Annotated in this window: 23 protein-coding genes and 1 pseudogene; 9 read left to right on the forward strand and 15 right to left on the reverse strand. The window is 57.1% G+C overall.

What is annotated here, in order from left to right; translation table 11 throughout:
- The 3 genes and pseudogenes from ACIQVE_RS24765 to ACIQVE_RS24775 all read left to right on the forward strand — a co-directional run.
- Positions 1–1,919: pseudogene (locus tag ACIQVE_RS24765) on the forward strand (RelA/SpoT family protein); the annotation flags it as partial.
- A gap of 24 nt (positions 1,920–1,943) precedes the next feature.
- On the forward strand, positions 1,944–2,324 hold the full coding sequence (locus tag ACIQVE_RS24770) for a RidA family protein (RefSeq protein WP_003229509.1): 381 nt from the start codon (positions 1,944–1,946) through the stop codon (positions 2,322–2,324).
- 68 nt (positions 2,325–2,392) lie between these two features.
- Positions 2,393–3,133, forward strand: coding sequence for a hypothetical protein (locus ACIQVE_RS24775; RefSeq protein WP_402813445.1), 741 nt, complete (start codon positions 2,393–2,395; stop codon positions 3,131–3,133).
- A gap of 76 nt (positions 3,134–3,209) precedes the next feature.
- On the opposite strand, the gene ACIQVE_RS24780 is transcribed toward ACIQVE_RS24775, so the two are convergent.
- Entirely contained in the window at positions 3,210–4,067 is an 858-nt protein-coding gene (locus ACIQVE_RS24780) for an SDR family oxidoreductase (protein WP_402813448.1), read from the reverse strand.
- A gap of 188 nt (positions 4,068–4,255) precedes the next feature.
- Here ACIQVE_RS24780 and exbB point away from each other — a divergent pair, with 188 nt between their 5' ends.
- From exbB to ACIQVE_RS24810, 6 genes are all read left to right on the forward strand, one after another.
- Positions 4,256–5,209, forward strand: coding sequence for a tonB-system energizer ExbB (gene exbB, locus ACIQVE_RS24785; protein WP_402813451.1), 954 nt, complete (start codon positions 4,256–4,258; stop codon positions 5,207–5,209).
- Between the two features lie 6 nt (positions 5,210–5,215).
- Positions 5,216–5,644: a TonB system transport protein ExbD gene (exbD, locus tag ACIQVE_RS24790; RefSeq protein WP_042561763.1), complete on the forward strand. Its 429-nt coding sequence runs from the start codon at positions 5,216–5,218 to the stop codon at positions 5,642–5,644.
- Complete coding sequence (locus tag ACIQVE_RS24795) at positions 5,641–6,387, forward strand: TonB family protein (protein WP_402813455.1); 747 nt, start codon at positions 5,641–5,643, stop codon at positions 6,385–6,387. The genes exbD and ACIQVE_RS24795 overlap by 4 nt, the downstream gene beginning before the upstream one ends.
- Before the next feature lie 297 nt (positions 6,388–6,684).
- The gene (locus tag ACIQVE_RS24800) at positions 6,685–7,614 is read left to right on the forward strand and encodes a LysR substrate-binding domain-containing protein (RefSeq protein ID WP_402813458.1); all 930 of its coding nucleotides are present in this window, start codon (positions 6,685–6,687) and stop codon (positions 7,612–7,614) included.
- A gap of 9 nt (positions 7,615–7,623) precedes the next feature.
- Positions 7,624–9,699 (forward strand): ATP-dependent DNA helicase RecG, encoded by a 2,076-nt coding sequence (gene recG, locus ACIQVE_RS24805; protein ID WP_402813461.1) that lies wholly within the window; start codon positions 7,624–7,626, stop codon positions 9,697–9,699.
- Between the two features lie 79 nt (positions 9,700–9,778).
- Positions 9,779–11,179 carry an aminoacyl-tRNA deacylase and HDOD domain-containing protein gene (locus ACIQVE_RS24810; RefSeq protein ID WP_402813464.1) on the forward strand — a complete coding sequence of 467 codons (1,401 nt, stop codon included), beginning with the start codon at positions 9,779–9,781 and terminating at the stop codon, positions 11,177–11,179.
- A gap of 108 nt (positions 11,180–11,287) precedes the next feature.
- On the opposite strand, the gene ACIQVE_RS24815 is transcribed toward ACIQVE_RS24810, so the two are convergent.
- The 14 genes from ACIQVE_RS24815 to ACIQVE_RS24880 all read right to left on the reverse strand — a co-directional run bounded on the left by ACIQVE_RS24815 (position 11,288) and on the right by ACIQVE_RS24880 (position 25,439).
- Positions 11,288–11,671: a helicase gene (locus ACIQVE_RS24815; RefSeq protein ID WP_123532739.1), complete on the reverse strand. Its 384-nt coding sequence runs from the start codon at positions 11,669–11,671 to the stop codon at positions 11,288–11,290.
- A gap of 239 nt (positions 11,672–11,910) precedes the next feature.
- A complete protein-coding gene (locus ACIQVE_RS24820) occupies positions 11,911–12,333 on the reverse strand; it encodes a hypothetical protein (RefSeq protein WP_402813468.1) in 423 nt (140 codons plus the stop codon).
- Positions 12,334–12,394: 61 nt separating this feature from the next.
- Positions 12,395–13,375 (reverse strand): hypothetical protein, encoded by a 981-nt coding sequence (locus ACIQVE_RS24825; RefSeq protein ID WP_402813471.1) that lies wholly within the window; start codon positions 13,373–13,375, stop codon positions 12,395–12,397.
- 34 nt (positions 13,376–13,409) lie between these two features.
- Positions 13,410–13,532, reverse strand: coding sequence for a hypothetical protein (locus ACIQVE_RS24830; protein ID WP_402813474.1), 123 nt, complete (start codon positions 13,530–13,532; stop codon positions 13,410–13,412).
- A gap of 19 nt (positions 13,533–13,551) precedes the next feature.
- On the reverse strand, positions 13,552–13,923 hold the full coding sequence (locus ACIQVE_RS24835) for a hypothetical protein (RefSeq protein WP_402813477.1): 372 nt from the start codon (positions 13,921–13,923) through the stop codon (positions 13,552–13,554).
- Between the two features lie 10 nt (positions 13,924–13,933).
- Positions 13,934–14,434 carry a hypothetical protein gene (locus ACIQVE_RS24840; protein ID WP_402813480.1) on the reverse strand — a complete coding sequence of 167 codons (501 nt, stop codon included), beginning with the start codon at positions 14,432–14,434 and terminating at the stop codon, positions 13,934–13,936.
- A 43-nt stretch (positions 14,435–14,477) separates the two neighbouring features.
- The gene (locus ACIQVE_RS24845; RefSeq protein WP_402813483.1) at positions 14,478–16,928 is read right to left on the reverse strand and encodes an alpha/beta hydrolase; all 2,451 of its coding nucleotides are present in this window, start codon (positions 16,926–16,928) and stop codon (positions 14,478–14,480) included.
- Between the two features lie 9 nt (positions 16,929–16,937).
- Entirely contained in the window at positions 16,938–18,332 is a 1,395-nt protein-coding gene (locus tag ACIQVE_RS24850) for a TIGR01777 family oxidoreductase (protein ID WP_402813486.1), read from the reverse strand.
- A gap of 139 nt (positions 18,333–18,471) precedes the next feature.
- Positions 18,472–19,827 carry a lysozyme inhibitor LprI family protein gene (locus tag ACIQVE_RS24855; protein ID WP_402813489.1) on the reverse strand — a complete coding sequence of 452 codons (1,356 nt, stop codon included), beginning with the start codon at positions 19,825–19,827 and terminating at the stop codon, positions 18,472–18,474.
- Between the two features lie 20 nt (positions 19,828–19,847).
- Complete coding sequence (locus ACIQVE_RS24860; protein WP_402813492.1) at positions 19,848–20,309, reverse strand: XAC2610-related protein; 462 nt, start codon at positions 20,307–20,309, stop codon at positions 19,848–19,850.
- Between the two features lie 9 nt (positions 20,310–20,318).
- Positions 20,319–20,729 carry a hypothetical protein gene (locus ACIQVE_RS24865; protein ID WP_402813495.1) on the reverse strand — a complete coding sequence of 137 codons (411 nt, stop codon included), beginning with the start codon at positions 20,727–20,729 and terminating at the stop codon, positions 20,319–20,321.
- Between the two features lie 47 nt (positions 20,730–20,776).
- On the reverse strand, positions 20,777–21,526 hold the full coding sequence (locus ACIQVE_RS24870; protein WP_402813498.1) for a lysozyme inhibitor LprI family protein: 750 nt from the start codon (positions 21,524–21,526) through the stop codon (positions 20,777–20,779).
- Between the two features lie 192 nt (positions 21,527–21,718).
- Positions 21,719–22,576 (reverse strand): type IV pilus biogenesis/stability protein PilW, encoded by an 858-nt coding sequence (locus ACIQVE_RS24875; protein WP_402813501.1) that lies wholly within the window; start codon positions 22,574–22,576, stop codon positions 21,719–21,721.
- Entirely contained in the window at positions 22,569–25,439 is a 2,871-nt protein-coding gene (locus ACIQVE_RS24880; protein WP_402813504.1) for an SH3 domain-containing protein, read from the reverse strand. The genes ACIQVE_RS24875 and ACIQVE_RS24880 overlap by 8 nt, the downstream gene beginning before the upstream one ends.
- Positions 25,440–25,476: the final 37 nt, after the last annotated feature.

Consider the following 25,476-nt stretch of genomic DNA (forward strand, 5'->3'; position numbering starts at 1 on the left):
ATCAGAGCCTGATGGCAGCGATGCTGCATGACTTGATCGAAGACACCGGTATCGCCAAAGAAGCGCTGCAAGCGCAGTTCGGTGAAACCGTGGCTGAACTGGTCGATGGGGTCAGCAAACTGACTCAGATGAACTTCGAGACCAAGGCCGAAGCCCAGGCTGAAAACTTCCAGAAAATGGCCATGGCCATGGCACGCGACATTCGCGTGATCCTGGTCAAGCTCGCCGACCGCCTGCACAACATGCGCACGCTGGAAGTGCTGTCCGGAGAAAAACGCCGCCGGATCGCCAAGGAAACCCTCGAAATCTACGCGCCCATCGCCAACCGGCTGGGCATGCATGCCATTCGCATCGAATTCGAAGACCTCGGTTTCAAGGCCATGCACCCGATGCGTTCCGCGCGGATCTACCAGGCGGTCAAGCGCGCCCGGGGTAACCGCAAGGAAATCGTCAACAAGATCGAAGAATCCCTCGGCCATTGCCTCGCAATCGACGGCATCCAGGGCGAAGTCAGCGGTCGCCAGAAACACCTCTACGGCATCTACAAGAAAATGCGCGGCAAGCGTCGGGCCTTCAACGAGATCATGGATGTCTACGCATTCCGGATCATCGTCGACAAGGTCGACACCTGCTATCGCGTGCTAGGTGCTGTGCATAATTTGTACAAACCGTTGCCGGGACGCTTCAAGGATTACATCGCGATCCCCAAAGCCAACGGCTATCAGTCGCTGCACACCACGCTGTTCGGCATGCACGGCGTACCGATCGAAATCCAGATCCGCACCCGCGAAATGGAAGAGATGGCCAACAATGGCATCGCCGCCCATTGGCTGTACAAATCCAGCGGTGACGAGCAGCCGAAAGGCACTCACGCCCGCGCCCGCCAATGGGTCAAAGGCGTGCTGGAAATGCAGCAACGGGCCGGCAACTCGCTGGAATTCATCGAGAGCGTGAAGATCGACCTGTTCCCGGACGAGGTCTACGTGTTCACGCCCAAAGGCCGGATCATGGAGCTGCCAAAAGGCTCCACGGCAGTCGACTTTGCCTACGCGGTGCATACCGATGTCGGCAACAGCTGCATCGCCTGTCGGATCAACCGTCGTCTCGCACCGCTGTCCGAACCGCTGCAAAGCGGCTCCACGGTCGAGATCGTCAGTGCCCCGGGCGCGCGCCCGAACCCGGCGTGGCTCAACTTCGTGGTCACCGGCAAGGCCCGCACGCACATTCGCCATGCGCTGAAACTGCAACGCCGCTCCGAATCCATCAGCCTCGGTGAACGCCTGCTGAACAAGGTACTCAATGGTTTCGACAGCTCGCTGGAGAAGGTTCCGGCCGAGCGTGTCAAGGCGATGCTCACAGAATACCGCCTCGAACTGATCGAAGATTTGCTCGAAGATATCGGTCTGGGCAATCGAATGGCCTACGTGGTCGCCCGCCGCCTGCTGGGCGAAGGCGAACAACTGCCAAGCCCGGAAGGCCCGCTGGCGATTCGCGGCACCGAAGGTCTGGTGCTGAGCTATGCCAAATGCTGCACACCGATCCCGGGCGACCCGATTGTCGGGCACCTGTCGGCAGGCAAGGGCATGGTCGTGCACCTGGACAACTGCCGCAATATCAGCGAAATCAGGCACAACCCGGAAAAATGCATCCAGCTCTCGTGGGCCAAGGATGTCACCGGCGAATTCAACGTCGAACTGCGCGTCGAGCTGTAACACCAGCGCGGCCTGATCGCCCTGCTGGCCAGCAGCGTCAACGCAGCCGATGGCAATATCGAGAAAATCAGTATGGACGAACGCGATGGTCGTATCAGCGTTGTCCAGTTGGTGGTCAGCGTCCACGACCGTGTTCACTTGGCCCGTGTGATCAAGAAACTGCGCGCACTGACCGGGGTGATCCGCATCACTCGCATGCGCGCATAAGCCCACAATTACAAGGAGTCATACATGACCAAGACAGTTATCACCAGCGACAAGGCACCTGCCGCCATCGGTACTTACTCCCAGGCGATCAAGGCCGGCAACACCGTTTACATGTCGGGCCAGATTCCGCTGGACCCAAAAACCATGGAACTGGTTGAAGGCTTCGAAGCCCAGACCGTCCAGGTGTTCGAGAACCTCAAAGCCGTGGCCGAAGCTGCTGGTGGCTCGTTCAAGGACATCGTCAAACTGAACATTTTCCTCACCGACCTGAGCCACTTCGCCAAGGTCAACGAGATCATGGGCAAATACTTCGACCAGCCGTACCCGGCCCGCGCCGCCATTGGCGTTGCTGCCCTGCCAAAGGGTTCGCAGGTTGAAATGGATGCCATTCTGGTCATCGAGTGATGCGCACGGCGCGGCCTTCAAACGCCGCGCCGACTGCTCTGCAAGAAAGGTTTTGTAAGGATTCCACCATGCGTAAAGCGCTTGCTCTCTCGCTGTTCACCATTTTCCTCGGCGGCTGCGCCAGCGACCCTGCCGACCGTGACATTAGCGGCACCTGGATCAATCAGGTGGCGATTGATGCCGCGGCCAAGGGCGGCCCTCTGCGCGAAGCGCTTCAGGCCTACGGCCCGAATCTGGAATGGGACGTCAACACCAAGGCCGCTCAAGCCCGCTACACCAATGGCTTTGAGAACGCCGACGGACGTCTGCTCGGTGAACAGTCCGGCACCTGGAAAGTCGACTTCTATGGCAGCTCCGCCAGCGAGCTGAAACGCGACGGCAGTCACCTGCAACAGGTCAGGAGCGACAACGAACCGGAACAGCGTTTCGACCGCGCACAGATTCCAGTGCCCGAAGGCGCGCCGATTGGTGCGAGTTTCGAACGCGCACTGTATTCGGCTTACCTTGGCGGCAGCTGGAAGATTGTAAGCGGCGAAGGCGAAGGCAATGCTGTGCAATTCCAGGCCGACGGCCAAGTTTCCGGCCTGCCAGGCGCCGATCGCTATGGCCTTTGTCTGGCTGGCGACTGCGCTTCGATGAGCAGCGACAACGACAGCATGTGGCTGCAACTCAATGGAAAGGGTAACGACTGGATCTTCGTGCGCAAGGGCAAGGATCTGGAGATCTTCCGTGTGGTGAACACCGCGCTGGCCGATGAAATGCCGGCGCTCACACCCGGTGAGCGCAAGTGGTTGCTCGAAAAGCAGTAACCCGCCTCGGAAACCATAGAGAACCCATGAAGGAGTGAGCTTGCTCACTCCTACTGTTGCGTTGAGTATCTGGAAGTCAGCCCTTATCTTCGAGGATCGCCGCATACCCTTCGCGATAACTCGGATACTTAGGCGCCCAACCCAGCGCTTTCGCCCGCGCATTACTGCAACGCTTGCTGCCGGTGCGCCGCACGCTTTCATCTTCCGACCACTCAGTGACCCCCAGATACTCGCGTAACCAGCCCACCACTTCGGTCAGCGGCGCCGGCGCATCGTCGACACCGATGTAGATATCTTTCAACGCCTCTCCACGACGATCCGCCTCCAGAAGAAACGCCAGCAACCCCGACGCGTCATCGGCATGAATGCGATTGCCATACAGCGGCGGATCGACCGCCACGCGATAGCCGCGACGGACTTGGGTCAACAACCATTCCCGACCCGGGCCGTAAATACCGGTCAGACGCAGGATGCTCGCCGGGATACCACTGTTGAGCGCTACCTGCTCGGCTTCGAGCATCAACCGACCTGAGTAACCGGAAGCGACGGTCTCGCTCGTTTCATCAACCCACTCGCCGTCCAGTTGCCCATAAACACTGCTGCTGGACACGAAGATCAGTCGATCCGGCACTTGACCATAGTCGTCCAGCCAACTCAGTACATTCTGCAAACCCTGCACATAAGCCGCGCGATAACCGGCCTCATCGTGATCGGTGGCAGCGGCGCAATACACCAGGTAATCCACGGCACCGACCGGCCAGGTCGCCGGGCAGTCTTCATTGAACAGGTCACCGGCAACGCCAATGACCCCTTCAGGCAGGCGCGAGACATTTCGGCGCAGGCCATGCACTTCCCAGCCGGCAGCCAATAGCTGCGTGGCCAGACGACTACCGACATCACCACAACCGGCGATCAAAACAGAAGGCGCGGACATCAAAAAACTCCCATCAGAAAGGCACAGACTAGCCTCGGGACAGGACGAGCGGCTAGCAATGAAGGAAAAAAAGTTACTGTATTACTTTTGTTAACAAGAATTACTTGCAATAATGCCTGCCACTTTTGCTCTCGGCCTCACGAGGCCTGGAAGAGCATTACCGTTTTTCTATCTCAGGTCCGGCCAGCATGACACGTAATCAAATACCCGCTTCGCCAACCAAACGACCTCGCGCCTGGAGCGCGGTGGCGGCTCTGTTGCTCAGCGTGATGCTGACGCCAACCGCCGCTTTCGCCGACGCTCAGGCACCCACTGCTCCCGCCGCCACCGAACAGAGCGCTCCAGCGGCGGCTGCACCGGATGCAACGGCTCCGGTTCAAACCCTCGACGCCACACCTGCCGATGCGCCAGAAGTCCTTGAAGCCGACAACACCCTGGGCATGGCCCACGACCTGTCGCCATGGGGCATGTACCAGAACGCCGACATCATCGTGAAAATCGTGATGATCGGCCTGGCCATCGCTTCGATCATCACCTGGACCATCTGGATCGCCAAGGGCTTTGAGCTGATGGGCGCCAAGCGTCGTCTACGTGGCGAAATCGCCGCCCTGAAAAAAGCTTCCACCCTTAAAGAAGCCAGCAGCACTGCGGGCAAAGAAGGCACGCTCGCCAACCTGTTGGTGCACGACGCGCTCGAAGAGATGCGCCTGTCGGTTAACAGCCGTGAGAAGGAAGGCATCAAGGAACGCGTCAGCTTCCGTCTCGAGCGTCTGGTGGCTGCCTGCGGTCGCAACATGAGCAGCGGCACTGGCGTGCTGGCCACCATCGGTTCCACCGCACCGTTTGTCGGCCTGTTCGGTACCGTGTGGGGCATCATGAACTCCTTCATCGGCATCGCCAAAACCCAGACCACCAACCTTGCCGTCGTGGCGCCAGGTATCGCAGAAGCGCTGCTGGCCACCGCACTGGGTCTGGTTGCTGCGATTCCAGCGGTAGTGATCTACAACGTGTTCGCCCGCTCCATCGCCGGTTACAAGGCGCAGGTTTCCGATGCGTCGGCAGAAGTCCTGCTGCTGGTCAGCCGTGACCTCGATCACCAGCCTGAGCGCAGCTCGCAACCGCACATGGTGAAAGTGGGGTAATCGGCCATGGGCCTGCATTTGAAAGAAGGCGCAGACGACGATCTGGCCGAGAACCACGAAATCAACGTCACGCCGTTCATCGACGTGATGCTGGTTTTGTTGATCATCTTCATGGTGGCCGCTCCATTGGCCACCGTTGACATCAAAGTCGACCTGCCCGCCTCGACCGCCAAACCGGCGCCGCGGCCAGAGAAACCGGTGTTCCTCAGCGTCAAGGCTGATCAGCGCCTGTTCCTGGGCGAAGACGAAGTGAAGCCTGAAACACTGGGCGCCACCCTCGACGCCAGAACCAAGGGCAAGAAAGACACCACCATCTTCTTCCAGGCCGACAAAGGCGTGGATTACGGCGATCTGATGAGCGTGATGGACAACCTGCGTGCAGCGGGTTACCTGAAGGTCGGTCTGGTCGGGCTCGAGAGCGCAGTCAAAAAATGATCACGACGCGCCATAAGCTGACGCGTTACAGCGGTAGCCTGGCCGTGGTGCTGGGCGTTCACGCGCTGGCCATCGCGCTGGCGCTGAACTGGACCGCCCGCCCGCCCATCGAATTGCCGCCTCAGGCAATGATGGTCGAGCTGGCACCGGTTCCGGCCCCGCCACCGCCTGCTCCGCCGAAAGTCGTCACCCCACCGCAGCCACCGGCTCCGGCTGAAGAGCTGCCGATTCCGAAATTGGCCGAAGCGCCGAAAGCCGAGATCGCGGTGCAGAAACCAAAACCGAAGCCAAAGCCTAAACCGCCGAAGCCTGTCGAGAAAAAGCTGCCCGATCCACCGAAGGAAAAGCCTTCCGAGGAAAAACCGGCCGACACCCAACCGACCCAGGCGCCAACGGAGAAATCCGCTCAACCTGCACCAGGCCCGTCGCCGGCCCAGATGGCTGCCAAGGCCAGCTGGCAAGGCACCTTGCTCGCGCATTTGGCCAAGTACAAAAAGTACCCGCAAAGCGCACAGGCTCGCGGCAAGGAAGGCTTGAACCGTCTGCGTTTCGTGGTCGATGGCGAAGGCAACGTGCTGTCGTTCGAACTGGTGGGCCGCTCCGGCAACGCCGATCTGGACCGGGCCACCCTGGAAATGATCCGCCGCGCACAACCGCTGCCCAAGCCACCGGCCGACATGTTGACCAATGGCTCGATCGAAATTGTTGCGCCGTTTGTTTACTCGCTGGAACGCCGTCGCTGAGGCACAACACAAAACCCCTGTGGGAGCTGCGGTGCGACGATTCGACTTGCCAGCGATTGCAGTGTGTCAGTCAAGAATTTACCAACTGACCCACCGCTATCGCTGCCAAGCCAGCTCCCACAGGGTGGTGATGTACCAGCCGATAGATTCAACCCAAAAGGCACCGAAAGGTGCCTTTTGCATATCTATGGGCGGCAAACCCACATTGCCCGGTGTCGCACTCCTCCCTCAGTCTGATAACGTGCGTCTATCGATTGCAGCCGGTATGCTTGGCCCGCATCTTCATGGACGCTTGCTATGACCCTCACAGAATTACGCTACATCGTTACCCTCGCCCAAGAGCAGCATTTCGGCCACGCCGCCGAAAAATGCCACGTCAGCCAGCCGACCCTGTCGGTGGGTGTGAAGAAACTTGAAGACGAACTCGGTGTGCTGATTTTCGAGCGCAGCAAGAGTGCCGTGCGTGTGACGCCGGTCGGCGAAGGCATCGTCGCTCAAGCGCAAAAGGTGCTGGAACAGGCCCAAGGCATTCGCGAACTGGCCCAGGCCGGCAAGAACCAGCTGACCGCCCCGCTCAAAGTCGGCGCGATCTACACTGTCGGCCCATACCTGTTTCCGCACCTGATTCCACAACTGCACCGGGTCGCCCCGCAGATGCCGTTGTACATCGAAGAAAACTTTACTCACGTGCTGCGCGACAAACTGCGCAACGGTGAACTCGATGCGATCATCATCGCCCTGCCGTTCAACGAAGCCGACGTACTCACCCTGCAACTCTACGACGAGCCGTTCTACGTCTTGATGCCGGCCCAGCACCCGTGGACGCAAAAAGCGACCATCGACGCCGGCCTGCTCAACGACAAGAGCCTGTTGCTGCTCGGCGAAGGCCACTGCTTCCGCGATCAGGTGCTCGAAGCCTGCCCGACCCTGACCAAGGGCAGTGACGGCGCCAAGCACACCACGGTCGAATCCAGCTCGCTGGAAACCATTCGCCACATGGTCGCCTCCGGTCTGGGTATCTCGATCCTGCCGTTGTCGGCGGTGGACAGCCATCACTACGCCCCGGGCGTGATCGCAGTGCGGCCATTGTCGCCGCCGGTGCCATTCCGCACCGTGGCGATTGCCTGGCGCGCGAGCTTCCCGCGGCCCAAAGCCATCGAGATCCTCGCCGACTCCATTCGCCTGTGCTCGGTGGCCAAGCCAGCGGCACCGGTTACAGCCGGTTAAGCGAGCGTCATGACAGAGCTGTCGCAAGTGTCGGTGACGGCACTCAAGGGTGTCGGCGAAGCCATGGCCGAGAAATTGGCCAAGGTCGGTCTGGAGAATCTTCAGGACGTGCTGTTCCACCTGCCGCTGCGCTATCAGGATCGCACCCGCGTGGTGCCGATCGGCCATTTGCGACCGGGACAGGATGCCGTGGTCGAAGGCACCGTCAGCGGCGCCGACGTGGTCATGGGCCGTCGTCGCAGTTTGGTCGTGCGCCTGCAGGACGGCACCGGCGGCTTGAGTCTGCGCTTCTACCATTTCAGCAACGCGCAGAAAGAAGGCCTCAAGCGCGGCACGCGGATTCGCTGCTACGGCGAAGCGCGGCCAGGCGCGTCAGGACTGGAAATCTACCACCCGGAATACCGCGCCATCACGGGCGACGAGCCGCCGCCGGTGGATGAAACCCTGACCCCGGTCTACCCACTGACCGAAGGCCTGACCCAAGCGCGGCTGCGCCAACTGTGCATGCAGACGTTGACCCTGCTTGGCCCGACCAGCCTGCCCGACTGGCTGCCGACCGAACTGGCGCGCGATTATCAATTGGCGCCGCTGGCCGATGCGATCCGCTACCTGCACAACCCGCCCGTCGATGCCGACGTCGACGAACTCGCCCTCGGTCATCACTGGGCCCAGCATCGCCTCGCCTTCGAAGAACTGCTGACGCATCAACTGTCGCAGCAGCGTCTGCGCGAAAGCATGCGTTCCCTGCGCGCGCCAGCCATGCCGAAAGCGAAAAAGCTGCCGCCCAAATACCTGGCCAACCTCGGCTTCGCACCGACCGGCGCACAGCAACGGGTCGGCAACGAAATTGCCTACGACCTCAGTCAGCACGAACCGATGCTGCGGCTGATTCAGGGTGACGTCGGCGCGGGTAAAACCGTGGTCGCCGCCCTCGCCGCGCTTCAGGCGCTGGAGGCTGGTTACCAAGTGGCGCTGATGGCGCCCACGGAAATCCTCGCCGAACAGCACTTCATCACCTTCAAGCGCTGGCTCGAACCTCTGGGCATTGAAGTCGCGTGGCTGGCCGGCAAGCTCAAGGGCAAGAACCGTGTCGCCGCGCTGGAGCAAATCGCCAGCGGCACGCCGATGGTGGTCGGCACCCATGCGCTGTTTCAGGAAGAAGTGAAGTTCAAGAATCTGGCGTTGGTGATCATCGACGAGCAACACCGCTTCGGCGTGCAACAGCGTCTGGCGCTGCGGCAGAAAGGCGTCGGCGGACGCATGTGCCCGCATCAACTGATCATGACCGCCACACCGATTCCCCGCACCCTAGCGATGAGCGCCTACGCCGACCTCGATACTTCGATCCTCGACGAACTGCCGCCCGGGCGAACCCCGGTCAACACCGTGCTGGTCACCGACACACGCCGCGTCGAAGTCATCGAACGAGTGCGCGGCGCTTGTGCCGAGGGCCGTCAGGCCTATTGGGTGTGTACTCTGATTGAAGAATCCGAAGAGCTGACTTGCCAAGCCGCCGAAACCACTTTCGAAGACCTCACCGCCGCCCTCGGCGAACTGAAGGTCGGGCTGATCCACGGCCGCATGAAACCTGTCGAAAAAGCCGCAGTGATGGCCGAATTCAAGGCCGGCAACCTGCAACTGCTGGTCGCCACCACGGTGATCGAAGTCGGCGTCGACGTGCCCAACGCCAGCCTGATGATCATCGAAAACCCCGAGCGTCTGGGCTTAGCGCAACTGCACCAGTTGCGCGGTCGAGTTGGTCGAGGCAGCGCGGCCAGTCATTGCGTGCTGCTCTACCATCCGCCGCTGTCACAGATCGGCCGCCAACGCTTGGGCATCATGCGCGAGACCAACGACGGTTTCGTCATCGCCGAGAAAGACCTCGAACTGCGCGGTCCCGGCGAAATGCTCGGCACCCGTCAGACCGGCCTGCTGCAATTCAAGGTCGCCGACCTGATGCGCGATGCCGACTTGTTGCCCGCCGTGCGCGATGCCGCCCAAGCCTTGCTGGAACGCTGGCCGACCCACGTCAGCCCATTGCTCGACCGGTGGCTGCGCCACGGGCAGCAATACGGCCAAGTGTGAGCACCGTCGCAGTTTCTGACAGCCTGCTCCGACAGAGCTGGTTATACTCCAGCAATTGTTTCAAAAACGGATACAGACCATGACCGAAGCTGCTCTCGCCCCCGAATCTCCGCACGCTCCGTCTGTTATTCGGCTGCTGCTGGACAAGCTCGGGATCGCCTACGAAGAAGTGCTCGACCACCACGGCCTCAATGCGTCGCGCAAAGTCCAAGCCGTGTTGCTGGACGACGCTGTCGGCGCGCTGATGGTGCTGTTTCCACAGAGCCAACTGCTTGACCTCAATCGCCTCGCCGAACTGACGGGCCGTCGTCTGACCGCCGTGTCGACCGAGCGCCTGCAAAAGATGCTCGGCAAACACAGCTTGAGCCTATTGCCAGGTCTGCCGGCGCTGACCAGTTCGCCGTGCCTTTACGAAGAAAGCCTGCTGCGCGAGCCGAAGTTGCTGATCAACTCCGGCGAGCCGGGCGTGCTGCTGGAAATCTCCAGCGAACACTTCAAGACCATGCTGACCAAGGCCAGCGCTGCCAACTTCGGCGAGAACCTGACCAGCATCCGCCCGAACCTCGACCGCCCCGATGATGACCGCGAGGAAATCACCCAGGCCGTGCAAGCGTTCACCGCGCGACGCATCCAGCAGCGACTGGAAGCGACCATCGAGATTCCGCCGCTGGCCGAAACCGCTCAGAAGATCATCAAGCTGCGCGTTGACCCCAACGCCACCATCGACGACATCACCGGCGTGGTTGAAACCGACCCTGCGCTGGCCGCACAAGTGGTGAGCTGGGCGGCGTCGCCGTACTACGCCTCGCCGGGCAAAATTCGTTCGGTGGAGGACGCGATCGTCCGCGTGCTCGGTTTCGATCTGGTGATCAACCTGGCGCTGGGCCTGGCCCTCGGTAAGACGTTGAGCCTGCCGAAAGACCATCCACAACAAACGACGCCGTACTGGCAGCAGTCGATCTACACTGCCGCCGTCATCGAAGGCCTGACCCGCGCCATGCCGCGCGCCCAGCGCCCGGAAGCCGGCCTGACCTACCTCGCCGGCCTATTGCACAACTTCGGTTATCTGCTGCTGGCCCACGTCTTCCCGCCGCACTTCTCGCTGATCTGCCGTCACCTGGAGGTCAATCCGCACCTGTGCCACAGCTACATCGAGCAACACCTGCTGGGCATCAGCCGCGAACAGATCGGCTCATGGCTGATGCGTTATTGGGACATGCCGGAGGAACTGGCCACCGCCCTGCGCTTCCAGCACGACCCGAGCTACGACGGTGCCTACGCGGAATACCCGAACCTTGTGTGCCTGGCCGTGCGCCTGCTGCGTAGCCGCGGCATCGGTTCCGGCCCGGATGAAGACATCCCCGACGCCCTGCTCGAGCGCGTCGGCCTGACCCGCGAAAAAGCCAACGACGTTGTCAGCAAAGTGCTTGAGGCTGAAGTCCTGCTGCGCGAACTGGCTTCGCAATTCAGCCAGCCCTAAACGCATAGCGGGCAAGCCAGCTCCCACAAGATCAACACGATCCCTGTGGGAGCGGGCTTGCCCGCGATGAATCCACCTCGTTCCAACTGACCGCATCTGATCCCAGACTCAAGCCTTAGGCTTGGCCTTCCTCGGCTTCAAATACTTCATCAAGCCCTGAAACCACATCACCAGCGCCGGATTGCCCTTGATCTGGATCGACTTGTCCTGAATCCCCTGCATAAACGCCAACTGCTTGTTCTTCGCCTGCATCGTGGCAAAACCATACCCCGCATCTTTAAAGGCAATCGCAAACGCCGGCTCCGCAACCACGCCAGACTTGCTGGTAATCCGCTGATCCTTCACCACGAAATGCCGCGCCACCTTCCCGTCCAGCGTCTGCATCTGAAACACCAGATCCTTGTCACCCAACTGCTGCTGGAACGCAGGATTTGTCCGACTGGCCTTACCCATCAACAGACCCAGCATCCACAGAAGAAAACGAAATTTCATGCGCACAGCCTCAAAAGGAAAATGAACGGCCGGGGGAGTGTAAGGGATTCAAGCGATAACGCCACTATTGGCTAACGTTGGAAGAGGATGCCGCTGTTTTCTCGCACGATGACTACCAAGTCACGATCCAACAGCCACTTTCCTACACCTGTTGAAACACATCCCTGTACAAGGAGCTGCCGAAGGCTGCGATCTTTTGATCCAGCGACCTGCAGACTCATTGGAATTTTCAATCTGACTCACCACTGACAACCCGTCTCTGGCGACGCCTCCATGGTTATGTCTTGATCGAATGAATACTTCTTGCCGGATTTGTAGTTCATGTAGGTCATCCCATAGATCCGGGCACCCTGACTGACCATTTCATACTCGCCCGTCAGCAAGTCCTCGGAAACCTCCACCCACGTTGTCGTGAACTGAGAAGGCCGCCCCTCTGCCATGACTTCCTCTTCAGAGCTCCGATAGACAAGCGGAATAGCCTTTTTTGACTTGGAATACCTAACCCCTGCCCCGCTCCATTTAGCGACCGAGTCGTAATAAGTTCTGAGCTCGAAGTTTATGCTTTTGCCTTCCAGCGAACGGAAGCAATAAACCTGAGTTGTAACCTCACTGCGGGCTGTGAGCGGCAACACTAACAACAGCATCACAAATAACTTATTCACAAATCCCTCTAATCCCAGTTCTGAAGGCGCCAGCACTCTCTCAGCAACGCATGCCGCCAATCTAAAGCGAATAATCCATTACCTCTTTCAGCTCCCAACAATGCTCACGGACAAACCGATACTCAAAGACATAGTCGGTATCCGGTTTCTGCAAAATCGCCGCGGCCTGGTTGCCCTGTTCCTCTTTGATCGTCAGCGTCAGCCCTTGGGCGTCGCGTTTCGCGCGATCCGGAATGATTGGAAACTTGAGCTTATCGCCGCTGAGACTGCTTTTTTGCAGCTCCGGCTCTGGATCGCCCGCTACCGTCGTAACCAGTTGCAGCGGCTGTTGGACGAAGGCTTTTTGCACATCCGCACGCTCGGAAAAAGCGGCCAGGAATGTTGAGAACTCAGGCGAAGGACAAGCCATAGTGGTCTCGTTACCGCTTGCTTTCACCGGCTCCGGCCTTGGGTCTTCAACAGTTTGCCCATCAAGCAAAGACAAGCGTTTTTTTACACTTGCCGCGTCCTTGTAAGCGCACACCACATCCTGACTCTTCTCCAGATCCAACCCGTCGCGACAGTTCTGAAATTCAGACTCTGGTAGATCACCGCGAAAAAAATTCAAAGACAATTGGTTATCGTCGTTCCTGAGCGGCAGTTCCAATACCGAATAGGAAAAGCCTTCGAAACTCCGGTTCGACTCCTTTCTTTTCGTCAGTACGTACATGGACTTCCCCGCCCGCTCCGGTGTTTTCCGCTCATGGAAAAACACCGAAGCAATCTCATCGCCTTCGACCTTCCAAACGTAATTCAGCTCTGGCCTGGTTGCGTTCGCAGGTGAATAGAAGATCTCGGCGGCGGGAACGTGAACCCCCGTCACTTGTGTCTTCAGGTTGTTCTTCAGAAAGAACACCGTGATCTTTTGATCACCCAACGACGCCACTACCGGCGGATGCAACTCACCGATGGTTTGCGGATCGCTTGCCAGTGCGAATGGGACCGACAGGCTGGTCACAAGTCCAAACACGCGAAAGAATCTAAACAAACTGGTCAATTCCATCTACTTCCTTGTGGGGTCTACAGGTCGATTAGCTTCACGTCGATTCAGGCGCGCCGCATTGCATGACATCGCGTTGGGTGTAGGCATCTGCCGGCGCGGCGAACGCAGGCGCAGAGAGCAGCAATGACAGGCTTCCCGCGAGAAAAAACAGTTTCATCGAGAATTCCTTTTCGCCGTTATCCGGCCTGTTTTTCCGTCAGGCATTTTTCGTAGCCATCGGCGAACCTGCCATCGAACGACAACGCCACAGGCTCCTCCAGTTCGGCGGATGTGTTGAGCAATACGCGAGTCGCCGGGGTGTATTTGATCCAGCCAATGGTGCCGGTACCGTCGGTGTCAAAGAACAACTGCGCTTTAACGGTTTCACCGTGATCGTCGTCAATCAGCAGATTGACCTTTTCCTTGCCGACATACCGAAACGGGAAGTCGCTGCTTCTGAGCATTTCGGTGAGGTAGCCATAGCAACTCCCTTCACTGGCGCTCGCAGGCATTGCGCTAGGCAGAAGCAGAAGCGCACTCAGCACGGGCCGAATGAAAAAACGGTTCATCCCATCATCCTTAATCAAGCAGCGGCGATTCTGCTTCGGTCATCGTCAGCAGCCGGAACTCGTTGCCCACAAACTCGTAGTAGCGATCCCGGTTGATGCTTTCCAGCGAATTACCCTGGGCATCTTCTTCGCCGTCGAGGGTGATGCCGGAAATGAAGATCAGTCGACTGTCGGGTTGGTAGACCATGGCAAACGTGCTGCCGTCGTAGGCATTCGGCAACCCACCGACGACCTCGCCAGTTCGCGCATCAAGCACTTCGGCGCAGATGGCGCTGCCGCCGCAACCGAGCGGGTGCAGGATGTAGTGGCCGGCGAAGTTGACCTTGCCTTTCAAGGCCCGCGAGCGTGCCTGATCCATCATCGGATTGCTGTTTTCCTGCGGCACCAGCTCATGGTGAGTGCCGGTGAAGACCGGGGTGACGGTGTAGCCCTTGAAGTCTGGGTCGGCGGCGAATGCCAGTGATGCTATGGCCAACAAGACGCTGCCGAGTAGTATCGAAAATCCTTTCACGCTGTAACTCCGTAATGAAAACCTACTACCAACAGCTGCCGGCTCATCCCTTGTTGCCCGGATTGACCAGACTCAACTCACCATCCCGATACAACACCTCACACCCCACCCACGCCGGATCAACCTGCGGCATCACCGCCGACGGCTTGCGCAATTCCCGCAACAACGTCGAACCATGAGACAACCGCCCCCCCATCCGCGCAATCACCGCCCGCGCCGCTTGGTAATGCGCGTGCCGCCCCGGATCGAGGGTGTCCTCCAGCAAAATGTCCTCACCCAGAATGCCCTGCACCTGCCCCGGATAAATCATGAACCCGGTGGCCTGCTCCGCACCTTCGCGACCGTCCTGCCAGAAGCTGCCGTCACGAGTTCGAATATCCGGATGCGGCGCGAACCAATGCTCGCGATCCGACAGCGGCATGGCGTGGTGCAGGCGGAAGAAGATCCGCATCAGGTTGTCGCGATACCACTCGCGCACTTGCAGGTAATAACCGCGCAGGCCCGGAAGACCGGTCGAGTGAGCGAGGCGGATCAGCCCTGACCATTGCGGAAACGCCTGCAACGGCAACTCGCTCGACGCGGGCCGAGGGGTGGCCGGATCGGTTTCCCAAGGCAAGCGGTGAGGACTGTTTTCAAGGTTGTCGTAAGCGGTCGGCGGACGGCCCAGCCAATCACCGCCACTGCTGGCCAGCGCCGTGGCGATGCACAGATTGCCTTGCACCACGAACACGTAAAACCGGGTGAACCAGTCCGCCAGTTGTTGGCCGTCGGCACCTTGGGCGACGAGTTCGGCCAACTCCTGATCGAAGCGCTGCAAACCTCGTTCAAGATTCAACAGATGACCTCGGGCGATACGCTGCATGCGCAGGAACAGCGGCAGCGAACGCAGCATTTTCAGCGGTTGCCACAGCAGATGCGGGGTCGCGCCGCCGACTTCACCAGCGTAGTTGCTGGCGCTGATGCCCCAGTCGGCGAGTCGGGCGAGGAACAGGTCGTTGTTGATGTACGAAGCGCCGCCGAACACGGCAGTGAACGGCTCGTTGTCCTGCAACACCCGCGCATCCCACCGCGCCATGATCGCCGGGATACTCGCTGCCGCGCGGCGCTGAGCGTACTCGACAAAAACGCTCGGTTGCGGTGGCAGGATCTCGGCGATGTTGGCGGCGGTGAGGTGCCGGCGCCAGCCGTAATCGCTGATCGGCCGGTATTGCAGCAACCACAGTTGCGCACCGTCCCAAGCCCATTCGACGTCGCCGGGCACGTAGTGGAAAACCCGCAACACGTCTTGCAGAAATTGCCATAGCCGCTCTTCGGTCAAGCCGTGGGATGGCGTGAACGTGCCGCTGCGCCAAGCATCGCCAAGCCGCGAAAGCGTCGCCCGTTCGGGGCTGACGTGACCGTCGGCCAGTGACTCCAAATGGCCTTCAACCCATTCAAGCTCCACCGACAGATGCCGCACAAACGCGATGCCGGAAACGACCGGCGTGATGAAGCGCTGCACCACCACTTCCTCGACCCCTTCGGCGGTCAATTCAGCAATGCGTTTCGCTACGTTGGCGGTGGGCTCTCGCAGATAAGTGGTGCTCAACCCGGCATTCGCCGAGTCGGCCTGATCTTCGCCATAACTGGAAGAACGCACTGCCCAGGTCGCCTGCGCCTGACTGGCGAGGAACGCCGGCAGGCGCGGATCATTGCAATCGTTGAGGGTCAGCGCCGCCGGCACCGGTTGCCGGGCCAGTTCCGCCAGACGCAAACGCCCGCCCTTGGTGTGCGCAACAAACCCGCGCTCGCCGGACTCCAGCCACTGCGCGAACTGCGCGGGCGCGTCGATCCACGGGTAATGCCCCCAACCGGGTTTGAGGCTGATGGTCAGGTCGGCGCGGGCCAGAATCGCCGACCACGCCGCCGCTTGCTCGATGCCCAGCACATTGTCCTGATCGCCCCAAACCAGCTCGACCGGATCGGTGATCCACTCCAGCAGCGGCAGCGCGGTATCGGCCCGCACCAGATCCCAATGCGGCACAAATGCGCGGCAGCGCGCATAACCGGCGCCCATGCGTTGGTACTGCGCGGGCGTCCAGGTCTGGTTGGAAAACTTGCGCGCGAACAGCGCCGGTTTGTTCGACAGCAGCCAGTGAATGGTCTTGCGGATCGGCAGCGGTGACATCAACGCCGGCAGCCGGCGTTGCCACAAAAACGCACCGACCGGCGCCAACAAGACACTGCGAGAAAAATGCCCCGGCCGACGTTGCAACGCATGCAGCACCAGCAACGCATTGACCCCGACTGCCATGATCGCGCTGCCCTTCTGCGTCATCGCCAGCAAGGTCTGCGCGTAGTCAGCAAGATCCTCGCAGGGCGGCTGCGGGTTGGCGCCGAAGCCCGGCAACTCCAGCGGCACCACGTCGTAACGCTGAAAGTGCGGCAACGCATCGTCCCACCAATCGGCGGCGCTGCCGTTGCCGGCCAGCAGGTACATCAAAGGCTTGCTCATGGACGATCCTCAGGTCAGATCGCGCAGAGCGGCGTCGAGAGTTGGATAGCGGAATGTGTAACCGGCCTCAGTCAATCTTTGAGGCACCACGCGCTGACCGTCGAAGAACAGCTCCGCCATTTCCCCGGCCAGCGCGCGCACTGGCGCAGCAGGAATGTGGAACCACACCGGGCGATTGAGGACCTTGCCGGCATTGGCGGCGAACGCTGCCTGACTGACGGTTTCGGGCGCGACCATGTTGTAGGTGCCGCGCAGACTCTCGTCGTCGAAGGCCCGAGCGATCACCTGAAGTACATCGTCGCGATGCACCCAGCTCATGATCTGCTGACCGTCGCCCATGCGCCCGCCGAAACCCAAGCGGAACGGCATCAGCAACGGCAACAACGCACCGCCGGGGCCGAAAACCACGCCGAGGCGCAGCACCACCTGACGCACGCCAAACTCGGTGGCCGGTTGCGCGGTGGCTTCCCAACGTGCGCAGAGTTCGGCCATGAAGCCGTCGCCCTTGCTGGCGTGTTCGTCGAGACTTTCGCTGGCATCGCGCACGCCGTAGTAACCGATGGCCGAGGCCTGAATCCACAGCGTCGGTTTTGGCTTTGTGTTTTTCAGCCAGGTCATCAGCGCTTGGCTGGTGTCGACCCGACTGGCGATCAGGTGCGCCTGACGTTTGGGATTCCAGCGCGGGCCGGCGACGGGCGCGCCGGCGAGATTGATCACTATGTCAAAGGTTTCGTCGTGGCTGAGTTCGCTCAGTGACTGTACACAGCGAACGCGACCGTCGAACAGATTCGCCGCTTTCAACGGATCGCGCGCCAGCACGCTGACGGTGTGGCCGCCATCGAGTAATTGATTGACCACGGCCTCGCCGATAAACCCGGTGCCGCCGGTGATCAGCACGCGTTTGTAGGCGCCGCCGGCAAAGGGGTTGGAATTGATAGGTGTCTTTTCTGAAGAGGATTTTCGCCGGTCATGGCGGTACAGCCAGATCAGCGGCGGCATCAGCACCAGCAGCGCAAACCCGTCGAGCCACAGGTGCGACCAGACCTGTTGTTGCGCGGAGAGCCACATGTCCTGCGGCGCCCACAACAGGATGCCGGCCATCAACCAGCCCCAAATTGCCGGGGCTTTCAGGCGATTGCCCAGGTGTACCAGCGCGAGCATGTACAGCGAATAACTTTGAAGTGTTGCGCCGAACAGTGCGAGCCACCAAACCTGTTGCTCGTGGCCGGCGGCGGGTACCGCGTCGGCGCCCCAGAATGCGAGTTCGAGAACTTGCAGATAGCCGTCGAGTAAACCGGAATGCCCGGCCCAGGTCAGGGTGAGACCGGCGAGTATGTGCACGATTGCGGCGGCGTACAGCCAAAACACTAGCGCGGGGCGAAGCGAGGTCGAGGGGGCTGGCATTCCGTGTCCTGAGCGCATTCCTTGGGGGTGGGGAGTTTAAAGGAAAATTGCCGTTGTCAGATGCTCAAGTATTAAACGTTTAAGCGTGACGGGCTCAGGCTCAACGCGTGCGAAAGCGCATCAAACATCATCCCGAACTTCAAATGCAGTGACTGGCCTTGATCGGCTGCGATCCCAATCGCTTCACGCTGTCGATGCTCGACTGATGACCTTTGTCAGCCGCCATCTGATAACAGGCTAACGCCCGCGACATATCCTTCGTTCCAAACTCGCCACCTTCAAAGGTCGAGGCCAGATAACTCATCGCGTCTGTGGAACCCATGGTGATCGCCCGAATGACCTGCTCTTCTGCCTGCTTGGGATGGAGGCAAGGGCCGTTATAGTCGGTGGAGTTTCCGACACAAAAAAACGTGGCATAGGCCAACGCGCCACTCGGTATTTTCGAGGCCGCTTTGAACAGCGCCTCAACCTTAGGTGTTTCCAACTGAGACGCCATTTGCGAAAGACTCAGGCTTGCCGCCGACAGGCTCGCCTGTGCGTCACCCGACTCTGCAGCACACACAAAGTTTTCCAGGGACGCTTCAATCAACTCCACCGTCAGCGGGTATTGCTCAAGAAAACCCAGCCCACCTAACGCTTCGGCACGTTGATAACAGAAGTTCTCGGCGCGGCTCATTCCGGGGTTGTCCGTTGCGACAAGATCCTTCTCACTGATCGACCAATCCTCAATTCCCTCAAGCACCCAACATGCCTGACGAGAGAAGTTGAAGATTTTCACATTGCTGTTTCCCGCTCGCTTATCCACCACGTTGACGTGACTGTCATCGACCTCTTCGATCTCGACGCCAGGTGTCTTGCCGGGTGTGATTGCGGTCATCAACGGGTAGGTGAAAGAGGTTCCACTGACGCCCGAGGTCGAAGGCTCAAAGGTACTACGATCCTTTCCCGCTACCGGTTTCAACACCAGCGACTTGACCGTCAACGCCGTGAGACGGCGTTGTGATTCGCTGTTGGCGGAAAATGCAGTCAGGAAAGGCGCGAACTCCTCCGAGGGGCAAGCGTCGCTGTTCGGCGCCGTCGAAGCGCTCTTGTCGGATGCAAGAGCAGGGACAATCTTGTCCAGATACGCCGAACGCTCGCGGCTCATTCTAGCGATGCACAAGTTGGTGACCGCCGCGTAAGCAGGCTTACCCACCTCGATCTCGAACGCCTCCATCGGACAATTCGCATCGCGCAATTTCAGCCACGCACGCTGCGACTCCTTGACCTTCGCCGTGTACTCCGCGCCCAACGCCGGATCTGTTCGATAGTCAGACTCAAGCCGCGACATCAACTGCTTGTAGCTGACGTTCAACTGCGCATCGGCAGCCTTCTTCGCCGCCTCCGAGCAGGGCACCATTTCTAGGCTTGAGGTGACATGGCTGCAGTCGTCCTGCGCATAGGCCGCTGAAGCCGGCAGTAGCACGGCCAGTAGGGTAAAAACAAAACGTTTCACGGTGTTCTTCCTTGAGTCATTCAGGCCTTGCGTTTGGTGAATCGGGTGATGCATTGCTTGGATATGTTCATTTCCCAGTAAGTGCTGAGCAACGCTTTACGCTTTTTGTCGACGCGCAGGTTAACGAAGCCATCGCCGCAGTCCGGCTGCAACTCTTCAAACGTGCCGGTTTTGGCTTGATAAACGAATACTCGGTAGTAGTGATAAGTACCCATGCCGTCATCAAGCTGCCAGATAGCGAAATCCTTGGCGCCGTCGAAATTGAAATCGTCGAACTGCACGTGGAGTTCGTTTTCGGCTTCAAAATCGATTGTTCGCGACTCGCTGTGCGTTTCGCTTTTAACCGCGATGTTCAGCTTGGAGCCTTCGAGAATCAGCGTCGCGTCGACGCCTTTGGCTGGGCTGAACGTAGTGGTTTCGGCTAACGCCGGGATCGTCCACATCAGAGCGAGCAGTAATACCGCCAGAGTTCTGAATTGCATGTGCTTGCCCTACTCCCACTTGCATCCGGAGATGCTGGTATTGAATACGAAGCTGTACACCTTGCCGTTGGACTGCTTTGTGTAAGACATCGACACGATCTGTGAGCCTTGCGTCATCAACTCATAAGTGCCCGTGACCTTGCCGTTGACGACTTCGGACCAGGTTTTGGTGTGCTGCCAAGGGGCGTCCGGATCGAGAATTTCGTTCTCGGAATCCGTTAGAACAATGGAAATGGGCTCTCTGGATTTGGCGTACTTCACGAAGCCACCAGACCATTTGCTGGCTTCGTCGTAGTAGGTACGGAGTTCGAACTTTACCGGGCTCGATTGGGATAGTTCGAAGCAAAGTGATTCGGTGGTGACTGCGCTTTGAGCGCCTAAAGGAAATAGCGCAAAAAAGAGAAAGAAAAGTTTGTTCATGCTCATCCAAGTCGGCGCTTTCGCGCGAATGCTCTGGCTTGTCCGTTTCAACGTCTGCTCTTGTCCGGTGCCAAAGCCAATTGACGAGCACGCTCTATCGTCGCGCGAATTAGGCAGCTATCGGACCACTCACCGAAAACTGATTTATGCGATTTCGGGTCGGCCTGGCACTCCGCATCTCGAAATTTCATCCAGGCTCTTTGAGTTTCCCTCAGTGCTTTCTGACCGCTTTCGTCCAGCCGACTCATACGATCCCGATATACAGAATTCAACAATGCATCCGCGTCAGGAACCATCAGATCAAGAACACCATTTCCCGATGGAAACCACTCAACGTCCGCCAATGCCTGTTCGCTCTCATTGTTCCAATTGTAGAGGCCGTTTTCTTCGATCTTCAGTGTGGCGGATCGCTGATGGTGATTCGTCGGATCGCTCTCGCTGACCTCCGAGCGATAAACAATTTCCAAATAGATAGGGTCGGTTGTGCGCTGAGGATCATTCAATAGCGTTTGCCGAACAATGGCCCGTTGCTTTTTGCTCTCAGTGATCTCTATCGAAAAGCACGAATCCGGCCCAGGACGTTCTGCGGACGCCTTCCTCTCCAGGCATTGATTACGAACCGCCATGGAAGGGGTATCCGAACCGCCACCCACATCAACGACTCTGACAAGCAACCGGACTTCCGGGTCCTTGGAAAAGTCGGCCTGAAGGATGGTGGCAATCATCGTGCCCTCAGCCATGACCACAGGCGACAGTATTGAAAGTAAAAAAATGAGGCTGAATCTGAAAATCTGCATTCCTTGGCGTCCGTAAAAAGCTCAGTGATCCGTTCAATTCTGCACGGGCCTGCGACAGAAGATAGAGTCAGAACCGACAAACGGGCCAGATCTATTTAAGTTCTCAACTAAATTCAAAGCGGTCGAGCGCAAAGAATAGATCGGCCCCCTTTGATTCAATTATCGATTTCCTTGCCTACTTTCGCAACTTCATTAATTCAATCTTTCCTTAACTCTGCTAGGAATTTTAATTTCCATATTTTTCTTCTTCATCGCACCAAGGTATTCAGCATAGTACTTTTTTGCCTCGTCACCCTTACCAAGCGCCCACAAGGAGTCAGCAACGTTGAGCTTTAACGGCACCCTATCCGGCGCTACAAGTAATAAACGATTATAGACTTGCATTGCCAAAAGATGCTCACCTCCCTGAGCAAAATAAAACCCCATGTCGTTATATTCAGATATATTATTTTCCGGAGGATAACATGCCATATACGAGGGGACGCCCATGAAAATATGATCCCTCAGAGAACTAGCACGCGATTGACTTTCAGTATCCCGCGAGGCATCAGAGATCAAAAACTTTGGGGACTTACTCCCTTTCGAAAAATCAAAAAACTCTCCCCTCGAAGTCTTCCACTTATCATCCTGCCATGTCCCTTCACACTGTTGCGCTGACCCTATGTTCTTAATACAGCCCGTCTCCATCGAAATTACATCACAATATGCCTGTGAAGAAATAATGGTAGTTCCCTCGTCATCCACCACCTCCCCAGCATTAGTCCGCTGAATGATCAAATATCTATTATCGGGAGAAATAGAATCCGTATCAGGGTTCGCTACGACCCCATCCTCCGAAGGCTCCATCCCAATTGGAACGGCATAAATTTTGAACGATACTGCGGCGGATCTATATTCTACGTCACGCCATCCACCGTATTTGTTATCGAAGCTTTGAGCACTCAAGGAAGTGCCTTTTACTCCTTTAACTTCCATGGCCTTTGGATCTGCTTGAGCCATCTGCAATGACGCAAAACTGGAAAGAACAAATAAAAAAAATATATTAAACATTGAGTGCAGCCTTTAATTTAGTAAATCTTGGTCCCGGATCCGTCATTTCAGGGCGACCCGGCCCGTAGATATCCACAATCTTCCGTTCATATACTGAGTGATTACTTCCCCAAGTAGCTATGTCTTTGCTGACGTTTGGATTCTGCAAAAAGAATTCATCCAAAGCTTTTTTAACATTAGCTGCAACCTTACCTGGTCTATTCACATTTTCATCCAAAGCCGTTGCCTGTCCCAGCGCAGAACGAAAAACCTTACCAATTGAAAAACCATACGTATTTGGCACTTTCAGCAAAACATCTCTCAATCGGTCTATAAAGTCTGTAATCTGAAGCTCGACATATGAAGGGCTGCCGACTGCACAGGACATCACTGATACAGGCTTACACTCGATAACCTTCCCGTATGTTGCTAGCGAGCAACCTAACCTCAATTTCTTTTTAAGATCATCACCCGCAATTTTTTCCCCATCCAAAAAATCCGGATGCTGGTAATACATGCTCGGCTTTTCACCACTTAGATCGAGAAACCAACCTTGACTTTCAAACAACTCAAAAAACTCGTCAGGATACAATTCTTTGAATTTTTTAACTTGAACTGGAAGTTCTCCCTCGCCCAATGGATTGACTGTTTTCTGCATTGCCCCTGCAGTTATAAGCTCGCTATCATATGCCTGCACCGCATTTATTTTCCCTTCATTCTCGCACATCGCTGTAATTACTTTTTTCTCGAATGCGGTAACCTTCCCAGACGCCTCGATAGCTGCCCATTGCGGAGCGTCCCCCAGCTTTCCTTCTCCCCATACTACGGGACCGAAATTAGAATGCCACTTCGTGACCTTTACGACAACATTACATGTGCATTTTTTCTTTTGATCGAAGTTCCCTATTAATCCAATTGTATGCACATGCCAGACCTTACCATCTGGGCTCAGCCCCTCCTGCGGGGCAATTTCCTTCCACCAAGATAGTTCTTTGATTCGTTTTTTCTGCTGAACCCAATTCACGTTAGGATTATCAGCTATATGTCCCATTAACTTATCCAGCGCATCCCATTTTTCCGCATCATAAAACCATTCACTTTCACACTTTGTAATAAGCTGCGATATTGATTGCGCGAACCAAGGATTAGCGAGGGCAGCTTGGATTTCTTTCGTAGTCAGTTTATCGTTCTTATCACTATCAATTATATCGTATAGCCCTTCCTTTACCGGCCCCTTAGTCGACTTACTGGCGAGAGGAACGAAAATAGTCTTCTCTTCATCAGTGAGCATATCGCGATCATGAAGATATGAAGATAGATGTTCAGCATTACTCTCGGTCTCTTCAATAAACTTGAACCCAATCCATTCCCATGGGTTATGGCGAGTGGTAATCAAATCTTTTTCGCCCACCCACCCGCTTATAGGATTACCTTGCGCATCTCCAAGCAATCCTTCGAGATGCCACCATCGAGTAGTGTTAGAAGCGGCAGGCATAGTACCTGAACCGGGATTAGTAACAGTTTGTTTGATTTTTTTTGAATCCGGCAACGACTCTAAAACACTATAGGGCACAACCAGATCATATCCAATCACCACACCGGCATCGTTGGCTTGTGGTGGATTGGTCGCACTTATATCTGGGCGATCAGTAATGAGCTTCGTATCTTTGTAAATCTTTAACAGATTTTTTTGATCATCTGGTAAGGCAGCAGCCGCACCTTGGCTAAGTGAAACAAACTTCTCAATATCATCGCACGTGAATAATTCCACATGAACTAGGTTGCGAGGTGCTCCTTCATCGTGTTCTTGATAATGACCTGCAAAACCAACCAACGCGCCGGCCTTAATGGCCACAGGTTCATCGAGCAAAACGACCTTCCCCATATCCTTGGGTTCAGTCTTAGTTTTAAGAGAGGGAAACCATACATAACCTCCAATATTGCCCGCCTCATCAGCAACAAGTGCAGGAATTGGGTTTCCACTCACAACTTTTATTAGTTTTCGATAGTTACCAACTGCGCCTTCCTGGCTAATCTCAATTTGAGTACCAGCAGGCAGAATCGACATAACCTCGCCGGTGGTCGAACCCGTTCTACGAACTCTCAATCCCTTGGCCTGATTAGCAGGTATATCTTTTGCTAACTCGCCAATCAGGTACTGTTCTGGGCCTTTACTATTCATTTGGGTTTTGAACACCCACCCGCCTACAGCTACGGATTGGCCGGCTTCCGGCGACACACTTACAACTTTTAGCCATTTTCCATCTGTACTCGCGCCTCCCGTGGTGACGGTGGTACCACGCGGCAATGTAGTCAGAATATTGGTGTAATCCGTGGTTCCTGGAAGCCCTGCGCGCACATTCAGGCCCTCGACGGGATCCTTCACATCCGCTTTTACTTGGTAGCCTCCATTAACCCAATATGACGGACGCTCCAACATAGGCGTTTTCGTTCTGTAGCCATCCATGTCCAGTAGATGCATATACAGGCTATAAAACGTCAGTAGCGGCCCGGTAGCTGGAGCAGGCGGCGAGGTTCCGCCCGAACTAGGGGTAGGCGCTGGCGGGGCCGGCACCTCCAATACATGCTTAATCAGCACAAAGCCTGTCGAAGCAAAGGCGGTACGGTCGGTATATACCGTGGCTGGATAAGTGTCATCGATCCGATAGGCAACTACTTGCCCATCAGCGATGCAACGAACCTCGCTCTGTGCCGAGACTAATCCGGAAGCCTCATCAAAATGCACGCCGCCATGCCACAAACCATTGCTGCCAAGTGGGTAATAACCATCCTGCGCCTTCGCTAATGCCGCGTAATACTGCTGTGGATCTGTGCCACCCGCACCACCAATCTTTATTGGGTAAGACCACTTTTTAACTTTCACTGGCTCTGTCATTTGTACTTTTACCTAATCCTTTTTG

The sequence above is a fragment of the Pseudomonas sp. NPDC098747 genome (genome assembly GCF_044760045.1).
Classification (GTDB): Bacteria; Pseudomonadota; Gammaproteobacteria; order Pseudomonadales; family Pseudomonadaceae; genus Aquipseudomonas.

What these genes read in the sequence shown, in the direction of transcription:
- ACIQVE_RS24770 (WP_003229509.1), top strand. Translation starts at nt 1,944, where the DNA reads ATGACCAAGACAGTTATCACCAGCGACAAGGCACCTGCCGCCATCGGT.
- ACIQVE_RS24775 (WP_402813445.1), top strand. Translation starts at nt 2,393, where the DNA reads ATGCGTAAAGCGCTTGCTCTCTCGCTGTTCACCATTTTCCTCGGCGGC.
- ACIQVE_RS24780 (WP_402813448.1), bottom strand. Translation starts at nt 4,067, where the DNA reads ATGTCCGCGCCTTCTGTTTTGATCGCCGGTTGTGGTGATGTCGGTAGT.
- exbB (WP_402813451.1), top strand. Translation starts at nt 4,256, where the DNA reads ATGACACGTAATCAAATACCCGCTTCGCCAACCAAACGACCTCGCGCC.
- exbD (WP_042561763.1), top strand. Translation starts at nt 5,216, where the DNA reads ATGGGCCTGCATTTGAAAGAAGGCGCAGACGACGATCTGGCCGAGAAC.
- ACIQVE_RS24795 (WP_402813455.1), top strand. Translation starts at nt 5,641, where the DNA reads ATGATCACGACGCGCCATAAGCTGACGCGTTACAGCGGTAGCCTGGCC.
- ACIQVE_RS24800 (WP_402813458.1), top strand. Translation starts at nt 6,685, where the DNA reads ATGACCCTCACAGAATTACGCTACATCGTTACCCTCGCCCAAGAGCAG.
- recG (WP_402813461.1), top strand. Translation starts at nt 7,624, where the DNA reads ATGACAGAGCTGTCGCAAGTGTCGGTGACGGCACTCAAGGGTGTCGGC.
- ACIQVE_RS24810 (WP_402813464.1), top strand. Translation starts at nt 9,779, where the DNA reads ATGACCGAAGCTGCTCTCGCCCCCGAATCTCCGCACGCTCCGTCTGTT.
- ACIQVE_RS24815 (WP_123532739.1), bottom strand. Translation starts at nt 11,671, where the DNA reads ATGAAATTTCGTTTTCTTCTGTGGATGCTGGGTCTGTTGATGGGTAAG.
- ACIQVE_RS24825 (WP_402813471.1), bottom strand. Translation starts at nt 13,375, where the DNA reads ATGGAATTGACCAGTTTGTTTAGATTCTTTCGCGTGTTTGGACTTGTG.
- ACIQVE_RS24830 (WP_402813474.1), bottom strand. Translation starts at nt 13,532, where the DNA reads ATGAAACTGTTTTTTCTCGCGGGAAGCCTGTCATTGCTGCTCTCTGCG.
- ACIQVE_RS24835 (WP_402813477.1), bottom strand. Translation starts at nt 13,923, where the DNA reads ATGAACCGTTTTTTCATTCGGCCCGTGCTGAGTGCGCTTCTGCTTCTG.
- ACIQVE_RS24845 (WP_402813483.1), bottom strand. Translation starts at nt 16,928, where the DNA reads ATGAGCAAGCCTTTGATGTACCTGCTGGCCGGCAACGGCAGCGCCGCC.
- ACIQVE_RS24850 (WP_402813486.1), bottom strand. Translation starts at nt 18,332, where the DNA reads ATGCCAGCCCCCTCGACCTCGCTTCGCCCCGCGCTAGTGTTTTGGCTG.
- ACIQVE_RS24860 (WP_402813492.1), bottom strand. Translation starts at nt 20,309, where the DNA reads ATGCAATTCAGAACTCTGGCGGTATTACTGCTCGCTCTGATGTGGACG.
- ACIQVE_RS24865 (WP_402813495.1), bottom strand. Translation starts at nt 20,729, where the DNA reads ATGAACAAACTTTTCTTTCTCTTTTTTGCGCTATTTCCTTTAGGCGCT.
- ACIQVE_RS24870 (WP_402813498.1), bottom strand. Translation starts at nt 21,526, where the DNA reads ATGCAGATTTTCAGATTCAGCCTCATTTTTTTACTTTCAATACTGTCG.
- ACIQVE_RS24875 (WP_402813501.1), bottom strand. Translation starts at nt 22,576, where the DNA reads ATGTTTAATATATTTTTTTTATTTGTTCTTTCCAGTTTTGCGTCATTG.